The sequence below is a fragment of the Microbacterium nanhaiense genome (assembly GCF_014646015.1).
Taxonomy (GTDB): Bacteria; Actinomycetota; Actinomycetes; order Actinomycetales; family Microbacteriaceae; genus Microbacterium; species Microbacterium nanhaiense.
The window spans coordinates 23,817-33,922 of sequence record NZ_BMMQ01000014.1 but is presented as its reverse complement, the minus strand read 5'-3'; the positions used below and the strand labels follow the sequence as shown (position 1 = coordinate 33,922).

Below are 10,106 nucleotides of genomic sequence, written 5' to 3'. Positions count from 1 at the left end.
GACCTGCCGACCGGCACCGGCATCAGCGGCTCCAGAACAGCCCACACCTCATCCGAGATCTCCTGACGCGTCACACCATCGAGACTCGCCGATCCTGAGCCTGAACCTCTTGATCAACACGCCCTAGTCGAGGCGGCTACTCGTCCGGGCCCTGCCGGTCTCCGCCTGGAGGAGACGCGGCGCCGAACACGACACCGAGCGAGATGCCCAGGGCAAGATACAGCCAGTTGTCGAGCGCGATCGACAACCCGGTTCCGATCGCGACCCCCGCGCCGATCGCCAGTCCGGGGTTCACCATCGATGCACGGCCGGCCACGATCAGCCCTTCCGGGCGGCGCGGCGGGCGCGATGGCGTTCGCTCGAGCGCTTCGCGATCGGCGCCGTGAAGACAGCGCTGAGCAGCGGGGCCACAATTAGCGTCACGATCAGAAACGCGGTCATGTCACCCACACTACGGACCGCGGGCGCCCCGCACATCCGCCCTAAGGATGATCTTCACCCGGGCCCCGCTTGACGCGACACGCCCGGGTCGCGTAGTGTCGACGAGTCTTTGCTCCCGACGATCGGAATGAATCGGTGTGGATCCTCGCGTAATCACGCGCTGATGCCTCTCTGCTCAGCGCATTCGCGCTGATCCGTCGTACCCGATCGCTTTTCGCCGTTCAGCGCGCCATCTTCTTTTGGCTCTGCGCGGGCGATCCTTGGCGCGAGCCCATTCTCGGGAGGCGCTCATGCCTGCATTGACCTTTGACCACGTCACGTTCTCGTGGCCCGATGGATCCCTCGCGCTCGACGACGTCACGGCTGCGTTCGGCGAGCGCCGAACGGGCCTCGTCGGCCGAAACGGATCCGGAAAATCGACCCTGCTGAAGCTCGCCGCCGGCGTGCTTCGGCCCACCGGCGGGCGGATCCTCGCAAACGGCGAGCCGGTGCGGATCCGCGCGGGGCACGGGGCCCCGCTCGTCGCCGACGACCGCATCGCCTACCTGCCGCAGACACTGACGCTCGACACCACCGCGCGCGTCGCCGATCTGCTCGGCGCGGGCCGTGCGCTCGACGCCGTGCGGGCGATCGAGGCGGGCGATGTCTCGCCGGAGCGCTTCGATGAGGTCGGCGACGACTGGGACATCGAGGCGCGCGCCCAGGCGGCGCTCGCCGAGGCGGGTCTCGCCCCCGAGATGCTCGACCGCCGGGTCGGCGAGCTGTCCGGCGGCGAGGCCATGCTCGTCGCGCTCGCCGGCGTCCGCCTCGCGGGATCCGCCATCACGTTGCTCGACGAGCCCACGAACAACCTCGACCGCGACGCACGCGAACGCGTCTACGAGATGGTGCGCTCGTGGCGGGGCACCCTCGTCGTGGTCTCGCACGATCTCGCCCTGCTCGAGCTCATGGACGACACCGCGGAACTCTATGAACATACGTTCACGACCTTCGGCGGGCCCTACTCGGCGTGGCGAGCATCGCTCGAGGCCGCCCAGGCCACCGCGGCCCAGCAGGTCGCCGACGCGAAGAAGGAGCTCGCGAAGGAGAAGCGACAGCGCATCGAGCTCGAGACGAAGATCGCACGCCGGAACCGCGCCGGCAAGAAGAAGGCCGAGACCCTGCCGCCGATCGTCGCGAACGCATACGCGCGGCGGGCCGAGGAGAGCGCGGGCCGCCTGCGGGTCGAGGCCCGCGAGAAGGAGGGATCGGCGATCGCCGCGCTCGACGCTGCCGACCGGCTCGTGCGCGACGATGCCTCGGTCGTGTTCGAGCTGCCGGATCCGGCGGTCGCGGCCGGCCGGCGGATCCTCACCCTCGGCGACGGCGAGCGGCAGTGGATCGTGCAGGGCCCCGAGCGCGTCGCGCTCGTCGGCCCGAACGGCGCCGGGAAGACGACGCTGCTGCGTCGGATCCTCGACGCGGGGGACGGCGCGCCGCCGGACCATTCCGCCCTCGCCGCGGCCGACGATGCCGAGCAGCGCGCAACCGAGGCGATCGCGCTCGCGTCCGAACTGCACACCGATCGCGTCGGCTACCTGGCCCAGCGCCTCGACGGGCTCGACGAGGCTGCATCGGCGTTCGAGACGGTGCGGGCCGCCGCGCCGCACCTCCCCGATGCGGAGCTGCGCAACCGGCTCGCGCGCTTCCTCATCCGCGGGGACGCCGCGAACCGGCCCGTCGGATCCCTGTCCGGCGGCGAACGGTTCCGCGTCGCGATCGCTCGGCTGCTGCTGGCGGATCCGCCGCCGCAGCTGCTCGTGCTCGACGAACCGACGAACAACCTCGACATCGACACGGCGCGACACCTGCGCGAGGCGCTGGCGGCGTATCGCGGCGCAGTGCTCGTCGTCAGCCACGATCAGGCATTCCTCGACGATCTCGAGCCCGATCTGACCCTCGAGCTGAGGGAGGGAGCCCTGACTCAGCTGTGACCGCCGGCCTTACCCGGGACGACCCGATCGCCGCTAGCCTGGCGCCATGAGATTCGGAACCTTTATCCCGCAGGGCTGGCGCTTCGACCTGGTCGGCATCGCGCCCGAAGAACAGTGGAACACCATGAAGCGGCTGGCGCAGCGCGCCGACGACGGGCCGTGGGAATCGATCTGGGTCTATGACCACTTCCACACCACGCCGATCCCGAGCGAGGAGGCCACGCACGAGGCCTGGACGCTGATGTCGGCGTTCGCGGCGTCGACGTCGCGCGTGCGGCTCGGCCAGATGTGCACCTGCCTCGGATACCGCAACCCGGCGTACCTCGCCAAGGTCGCGGCGACCGTCGACCACGTCTCGGCGGGCCGCGTCGAGATGGGCATCGGCGGCGGTTGGTACGAGCACGAATGGCGCGCCTACGGTTACGGCTTCCCCGAGATCGGCGACCGCCTGCGGGCGCTCCGCGAGGGCGTCGAGATCATGAAGCAGGCGTGGGAGACCGGATCCGCGACACTCGACGGCCGCTACTTCCAGGTCGACGGCGCCATCGTCCGGCCGCTGCCGCTGCAGGAGAACGGGATCCCGTTCTGGATCTCGGGCGGCGGCGAGAAGGTCACCCTGCGCATTGCGGCGCGATACGCACAGTACACGAACTACGCCGGCGGCAACATCGCCGAGTTCGAGCACAAGAGCGAGGTGCTGCGGGGCCACTGCGACGCCGTCGGCCGTGACTTCGCCGAGATCACCCGCACGACGAACAACAACGTGATCATCGGTGAGACCGAGGCCGAGGTCACCGATCGCATCGCCGCGATCAGCGACCGGATCCGGCGCTTCGCGCCCGAGGCGCACGACAAGCTGATGGCGAACTTCACGCTCGACAACCCCACGGTCGGCACGGTCGAGAAGGTTACGGAGCACCTCGCGGCGCTCGAGAAGGCGGGCGCGGCGTACACGATCAGCTACTTCCCCGAGCTCGCCTACGACCTCTCGGGCGTCGAGCTGTTCGAGCAGAAGGTCATCCCGGCGCTGTCGTAGCCCGTTCCCGTTCCGAGAAATGCTCCTCGTTCGCGCACGGGGAGCATTTTTCGGCACCGGAGCCCGGCGTAGATTGGATCCGTGACGGATCCGTGGGGCGAGGCGACGAGGATCGCCGTCGGGAGGGCCACCGACGGGGGCATCGTCGCCGCGGTCCCGGGCGGTGTACGCCGCGTCCTCACGCGAGCGGAGCTGCCCGCCTGGGTCGCGGCGCGCGAGGCGGAGCGCGCCGTGCGCTGGGTCTGGGCGTCGACGGCCGAGTGGTACCCGCCCCTCCTCGCCGCGGGCGTGCGGGTCGCGCGGTGCCACGATCTGCGGCTGTGTCACGCGATCCTCTCCAACGCCGGAGCCGACGTCGGGAGCGAGGTCGACTGGACCGCGCCGGATGCGGCGCACGGCGAGACGCTCTTCGAGCTCGACCGTCCGCGCCGCGACCATCTCGACGAGGTGCTTCGCGAGCTCGAACGGCAGGATCGCGCGGTCGAGGCGCTGCCCGAGAAGGGCCGGATACGCCTGCTCCTCGCCGCGGAATCGGCCGGCGCGCTCGTCGCCGCCGAGGCACGGGCCGCGGGCGCGCCGTGGGACGCGGCGCATCACGCGCGGATCCTCGAGGAGGTGCTCGGAAAACGCGGGCCCGGTGGGGTGCCCGCGAATATGGCGCGCCTCGCGAACGAGGTGCGCGGCGCGCTCGAGGATCCGCTGCTCTCGCTCGATTCGCCGCCGCAGCTGCTGAGGTCGTTGCGGCGCGCGGGCATCCTCGTCGATTCCACGAGCAAGTGGGTGCTGCGCGAGATCGACCACCCCGCGATCATGCCGCTATTGGAATATAAACGGCTCGCACGGCTCCTGAGCGCCAACGGATGGGCGTGGCTCAATGCGTGGGTGCGGGGCGGAAGATTCCGCCCCGTCTATATGCCGGGCGCCGTGGTGACGGGTCGCTGGGGCGCCGACGGCGGCGGCGCCCTGCAGATCCCGCGACAGCTGCGCGAGGCGCTCCGCGCAGATCCCGGTTGGCGCATCGTCGACGCCGACGTCGCCCAGCTGGAGCCGCGCGTGCTCGCGGCGATGTCGCGCGATACCCGCATGGCCAATGCGGCTCGGGGCACGGACCTCTACGAGGGCATCGTCGCCGCCGGTGCCGTCGCGACGCGCGCCGAGGCCAAGGGCGCGCTGCTCGGAGCGATGTACGGCGCCACGACCGGCGAGTCCGGCCGCCTCGTGCCGCGACTGCGGCGCGCCTACCCCCTCGCGATGGGCATGGTCGACGCGGCCGCGAAGACGGGCGAGGAGGGCGGGTCGGTGCACACCTGGCTCGGCCGAACGTCTCCCGCGCTCTCGTACGAGGCCAAGCGCGCCCACCAAAACGACGCGCGCGCCGCCCGGGATTACGGGCGGTTCACGCGCAACTTCATCGTGCAGGGTACGGCCGCGGAGTGGGCGCTGGCGTGGATGGCCGTTCTGCGGCTGCGGCTCGCGCGACTGCCCGCGTCGCCCGTCGCGGCCCCCGCGTCCGGCCCCGCATTCGCGCGCCGCGCGCACATCGCGTTCTTCCTGCACGACGAGCTGATCGTGCACGCCCCGGCCGAGCAGGCCGATGCCGCCGCGGAGGCGATGCGCGCGTCCGCCGTCGCCGCCGGCCGGCTGCTATTCGGATCCTTCCCCGTCGATTTCCCCCTCGACCTGCGCATCGGCGCCAGCGCCGCGAAGTAGCCTGCCGCGTCGGCGCCCAGAAATTGCCGCCTGCACGCGCCATCCGGCTCCCGTGTCAGTGGTTCGCGGGAGGATGGATCCGTGGACATCCTCGAGAGCTTCAGCGCCCCGACCGCGGCATGGTTCCGCGGCGCGTTCTCGGCGCCGACCGACGCGCAGACCGGCGCATGGCGCGCGATCGCGGCCGGGCGGCACGCGCTCGTGGTCGCCCCGACCGGATCCGGCAAGACGCTCTCCGCCTTCCTCTGGGCGATCGACCGCGTCTTCCGCGAGGGCGCGTCGAACGACGCACTCCCGGGCTTCGCCGGGCGGACGAGGAAGACCAAGGGCCGCACGAAGATCCTCTACATCTCCCCCCTCAAGGCGCTCGGCGTCGACGTCGAGCGCAACCTGCAGTCGCCCCTGGTCGGCATCACGCAGGCCGCAAAGCGGCTCGGCGTGGATCCGCCGGAGGTGTCGGTCGGCGTCCGCTCGGGCGACACTCCCCCGCGCGACCGCCAGAGGATGCTGCGCACCCCGCCCGACATCCTCATCACGACGCCCGAGTCGCTCTTCCTCATGCTCACGTCGAGCGCGCGCGACACGCTGCGCGAGGTGCACACCGTCATCGTCGACGAGGTGCACGCCGTCGCGTCGTCGAAGCGCGGCGCACACCTCGCGGTCTCGCTCGAGCGCCTCGACGAACTGCTGGACGCGCCTGCCCAGCGCATCGGCCTATCCGCGACCGTCCGGCCGATCGACGAGGTCGCCCGCTTCCTCGGCGGATCCGCGCCCGTCGACATCGTCGCGCCGCGCGCCTCGAAGACCTTCGAGCTCGCCGTCCGCGTGCCGATCGACGACATGACGAACCCGCCGCCCGCGGGCACGCGCGAGCCGTCGCACCGTGCCGACCTCGCGGCATCCGGAAATGGCGGCGGCGAGCCGGTCCCGCCCGCGGATGATCGATTCTGGGAGGGCACCCCGGCGGGGCCGGAGGCCGGCGGCGACCGCTTCTGGGAGGAGGGATCCGAGAACGTCGAGGTCACCGGATCCATCTGGCCGCACGTCGAAGAGGCGATCGTCGACCGCGTGCTCGAGAACTCATCGACGATCGTGTTCGCCAACTCCCGGCGCCTCGCCGAACGGCTCACGGGCCGCCTCAACGAGATCTATGCGGAACGGCTCGGCCTCGACGTGCCCGAGCCCACCGTCCCGGCGCAGATGATCGCGCAATCGGGCCAGACCTCGGGCGTGGCCCCGGTGCTCGCCAAAGCGCACCACGGATCCGTCTCGAAGGAGCAGCGCGCCGTCGTCGAGGAGGAGCTGAAATCGGGCCTGCTGAAGTGCGTCGTCGCGACGAGCAGCCTCGAGCTCGGTATCGACATGGGCGCGGTCGACCTCGTCATCCAGGTCGAGTCGCCGCCGAGCGCCGCGAGCGGGCTGCAGCGCGTGGGTCGCGCCGGGCACCAGGTCGGCGAGATCAGCCGCGCCGACCTGTTCCCGAAGCATCGCGGCGACCTGCTGCACACCGCGGTCGTCACGGAACGGATGCTGTCGGGCGCGATCGAGGCGATCGCCGTGCCGCAGAATCCGCTCGACATCCTCGCGCAGCAGACCGTCGCGGCGTCGGCGCTCGACTCGGTCGAGGTCGAGGCGTGGTTCGAGACCGTGCGGCGCAGCGCCCCGTTCCGCACGCTGCCGCGCAGCGCCTTCGAGGCGACCATGGATCTGCTGGCGGGCCGCTATCCCTCCGACGAGTTCGCCGAGCTACGGCCGCGCATCGTGTGGGACCGTGACCGCGGCGTGTTCGAGGGGCGGCCCGGCGCGCAGCGGCTCGCCGTGACGAGCGGCGGCACGATCCCCGACCGCGGCCTGTTCGGCGTGTTCATCGCGGGCGAGACCCAAAACGCCCGCGTGGGCGAGCTGGACGAGGAGATGGTCTACGAGTCGCGCGTGAACGACGTGTTCACGCTCGGGACGACGAGCTGGCGGATCGTCGAAATAACGCACGATCGCGTCAACGTCGTTCCCGCTTTCGGGCAGCCGGGCCGGGTTCCCTTCTGGACGGGCGATGGCCTCGGCAGGCCGGCGGAGCTGGGCGAGGCGCTCGGACGCTTCACCCGCGAGATCGCCGCCGCCTCGCCCGAGACGGCCCAACATCGCCTGCGCGAGGCGGGCCTCGACGAGTTCGCCCGCACGAACCTTCTCGCGCACCTCGACGAGCAGCGCGAGGCCACCGGGGCTCTGCCCACCGATGTCACCCTCACGGTCGAGCGCGGCCGCGACGAGGTCGGCGACTGGCGCATCATCCTGCACTCCCCCTACGGCATGCACGTGCACGCGCCGTGGGCGCTCGCGGTGAACGCGCGGATCCGCGAGCGGCTCGGGGTCGACGGATCCGCTGTCGCGAGCGACGACGGCATCGTCGCGCGGATCCCCGATGCCGAGGCCGAGCCGCCGGGCGCCGAGCTGTTCGTGTTCGACCCGGAGGAGCTCGAGCAGATCGTGACCGACGAGGTCGGCGGATCCGCCCTGTTCGCCTCGCGATTCCGCGAGTGCGCGGCGCGGTCGCTGCTCATGCCTCGGCTCCGCCCCGGCAAGCGCATGCCGCTGTGGCAGCAGCGGCAGCACTCGGCGGCGCTGCTGGAGGTCGCGCGGAACCACCCGACGTTCCCCGTGATCCTCGAGACGCTGCGCGAGGTGCTGCAAGACGTCTACGACCTGCCGGCGCTCGTGCGCCTGGCGCGCGGCATCGGCGAGCGGCGGATCCGCCTGGTCGAGTCGGAGCCCGCGCAGCCGTCGCCGTTCGCGCGCGACCTGCTGTTCGGGTACATCGGCGCGTTCATGTACGAGGGCGACTCGCCCCTCGGCGAGCGCAAGGCCGCGGCGCTGAGCGTCGACCCCGCCCTCCTCGGCGAGCTGCTGGGCCGCGTCGAGATGCGCGAGCTGCTGGATCCGGACGTCGTCGCCCGCTACGAGCTCGAGGTGCAGCGCCTCGCCGCGGGTCGCCGGGTGCACGGGGTCGAGGGCGTCGCCGACCTGCTCCGACTCGTCGGGCCGCTCTCGGTGCTCGAGGTGGCCGAGCGCCTCGACGCGGACGGGCCGCCCTCCGTCGATGGCCCGCCACCGGACGCCACCTCGGAAAGCCCCGAGGCCACGGAGCTCGGCAACGAGCACGCGAGGGTCGAGGCGGCCACGCAGCACCTCGACGCGCTCGTGCGCGCGAAGCGCGCGATCAGGGTCAGCATCGCGGGAGATGAGCGCTACGCCGCGATCGAAGACGCGGGGCGCCTGCGCGACGCGCTCGGCACCGCGCTGCCCGTGGGCGTGCCTGTCGCGTTCACCGAGCCGGTGGCGGATCCGCTGGGCGACCTCGTCGGCCGCTTCGCCCGCACGCACGGCCCGTTCCCGCTCGCCGCGCTCGCGGGCCGGCTCGGCATCGGCATCGCCGTCGCCCGGCACGCGCTCACCCGCCTCGAGACGGCGGGCCGCGTCGTCAGCGGCTACTTCCTGCCGGAGGGCTCCGACGAGGCCGAGTGGTGCGACGCCGAGGGCCTGCGGCGGATCCGCATGCGTTCGCTCGCGGCGCTGCGCGGATCCATCGAGCCCGTGCCGCCCGCGGCATTCGCGCGCTTCCTGCCCGCCTGGCACCACATGGATCGGACCCTTGAGGGGATCGATGGCGTGCTGCAGGTCGTCGAGGAGCTCGCCGGCGTGCCCATCCCGGCGAGCGCGTGGGAGTCGCTCGTGCTGCCGAGCCGCGTCGCAGGCTACTCCCCCGCGATGCTCGACGAGCTCACCGCCGCCGGAGAGGTCGTCTGGTCGGGTCACGGCCAGATCGCGGGTCGCGACGGCTGGATCGCGCTGCACCCCGGCGACGCCGTGCCGCTGACGCTCGATGAGGGCGAGGATGTCACGGATCCGCTCGACGCCCGCGTGAGGGAGGCGCTCGAGCCCGGCGGGGCCTTCTTCGCGTCGCAGATCGCCGACATGGTGCGCTCGAGGCTCACCGCCGACGAGGCCGCGGAGATCTCGGAGACCGCCGTCACCGAGGCGCTCTGGCGCCTCGTGTGGGCCGGTCGCGCGACGAACGACACCTTCGCGCCCGTGCGTCAGCTCCTCTCCGGCGGGTCCCAGAGCCACAAGACCGTGCGCCGCGCCCCGCGCACGCGCACCTTCCGCGGCATGAGCATGTCCCGGCCCGCGCCCGTGCGCAACGCGACGGCGGGCGGCCGCTGGTCGCTGCTGCCGGAGCCGGAGGCGGATCCGACCGCGCGGGCCGCGGCGCACGCCTCGGTGCTGCTCGACCGCTACGGCGTCGTCACCCGCGGATCCGTGCAGAACGAGGGCGCGCCGGGCGGCTTCGCACAGGTGTACCGCACGCTCGCGACCTTCGAGGAGGCCGGTCACTGCCGCCGCGGGTACCTCATCGAGAAGCTCGGCGCCGCGCAGTTCGCGGCCTCGTCGACGATCGACCGGCTGCGCTCCTTCGCGGCGGTGCCGGATCCGGCGCCGCTGAAGGCGCGCGTGCTCGCGGCGACGGATCCGGCGAACCCCTACGGCGCGGCGCTCGCGTGGCCCGCGCTCGACGAGGTCACCCATCGCCCCGGGCGGAAGGCCGGCGCGCTCGTCGTGCTCGTCGACGGCGAGCTCGTGCTGTACCTCGAGCGCGGCGGCCGCACCGTTCTGGCCTTCACCGACGACGACGCCTCGCTCGAGTCCGCGAGCCGCGGCCTCGCCGAGACCACCCGCGCCCGCCGGCTCGAGACGCTCACGGTCGAGAAGGTCAACGGATCCGGCACCTACTCGACGCCGCTCGCGCGCCACCTGCGCGCGGCGGGATTCGTCGAGGCCACGAAGGGGCTCACCCTGCGGAAGGAGATGCACCGGTGACGCGCTGCGGCGCCGCACCCGGCACGCCGATCGCCGGGGAACCGGCCCGGCGACGCCCGGATCCGCGCGTGCTC

6 protein-coding genes are annotated in these 10,106 nt (G+C 72.3%); 4 read left to right on the top strand and 2 right to left on the bottom strand.

Translation table 11 applies throughout. The annotated features are described in order from the left end of the window. Positions 1 to 136: 136 nt before the first annotated feature. Together IEX05_RS14880 and IEX05_RS15450 are read right to left on the bottom strand one after the other, a co-directional pair. Positions 137 to 316 carry a hypothetical protein gene (locus IEX05_RS14880; RefSeq protein ID WP_188703221.1) on the bottom strand — a complete coding sequence of 60 codons (180 nt, stop codon included), beginning with the start codon at positions 314 to 316 and terminating at the stop codon, positions 137 to 139. 2 nt (positions 317 to 318) lie between these two features. Further along, positions 319 to 441, bottom strand: coding sequence for a hypothetical protein (locus tag IEX05_RS15450; protein ID WP_268237883.1), 123 nt, complete (start codon positions 439 to 441; stop codon positions 319 to 321). 290 nt (positions 442 to 731) lie between these two features. On the opposite strand from IEX05_RS15450, the gene IEX05_RS14875 reads away from it, so the two are divergent. The 4 genes from IEX05_RS14875 (at position 732) to IEX05_RS14860 (ending at position 10,032) form a co-directional block, all read left to right on the top strand. Continuing rightward, positions 732 to 2,414, top strand: a complete 1,683-nt coding sequence (locus IEX05_RS14875; RefSeq protein ID WP_188703219.1) for an ABC-F family ATP-binding cassette domain-containing protein — start codon at positions 732 to 734, stop codon at positions 2,412 to 2,414. Between the two features lie 46 nt (positions 2,415 to 2,460). Next, positions 2,461 to 3,450 carry an LLM class F420-dependent oxidoreductase gene (locus tag IEX05_RS14870; RefSeq protein ID WP_188703218.1) on the top strand — a complete coding sequence of 330 codons (990 nt, stop codon included), beginning with the start codon at positions 2,461 to 2,463 and terminating at the stop codon, positions 3,448 to 3,450. Positions 3,451 to 3,531: 81 nt separating this feature from the next. Further along, positions 3,532 to 5,160, top strand: a complete 1,629-nt coding sequence (locus IEX05_RS14865; protein WP_188703217.1) for a bifunctional 3'-5' exonuclease/DNA polymerase — start codon at positions 3,532 to 3,534, stop codon at positions 5,158 to 5,160. 81 nt (positions 5,161 to 5,241) lie between these two features. After that, positions 5,242 to 10,032, top strand: a complete 4,791-nt coding sequence (locus IEX05_RS14860; protein ID WP_188703215.1) for an Lhr family ATP-dependent helicase — start codon at positions 5,242 to 5,244, stop codon at positions 10,030 to 10,032. Positions 10,033 to 10,106 lie beyond the last annotated feature (74 nt).

Coding starts and splice junctions, on each gene's coding strand:
- IEX05_RS15450 (WP_268237883.1), bottom strand. CDS start 441: ATGACCGCGTTTCTGATCGTGACGCTAATTGTGGCCCCGCTGCTCAGC.
- IEX05_RS14875 (WP_188703219.1), top strand. CDS start 732: ATGCCTGCATTGACCTTTGACCACGTCACGTTCTCGTGGCCCGATGGA.
- IEX05_RS14870 (WP_188703218.1), top strand. CDS start 2,461: ATGAGATTCGGAACCTTTATCCCGCAGGGCTGGCGCTTCGACCTGGTC.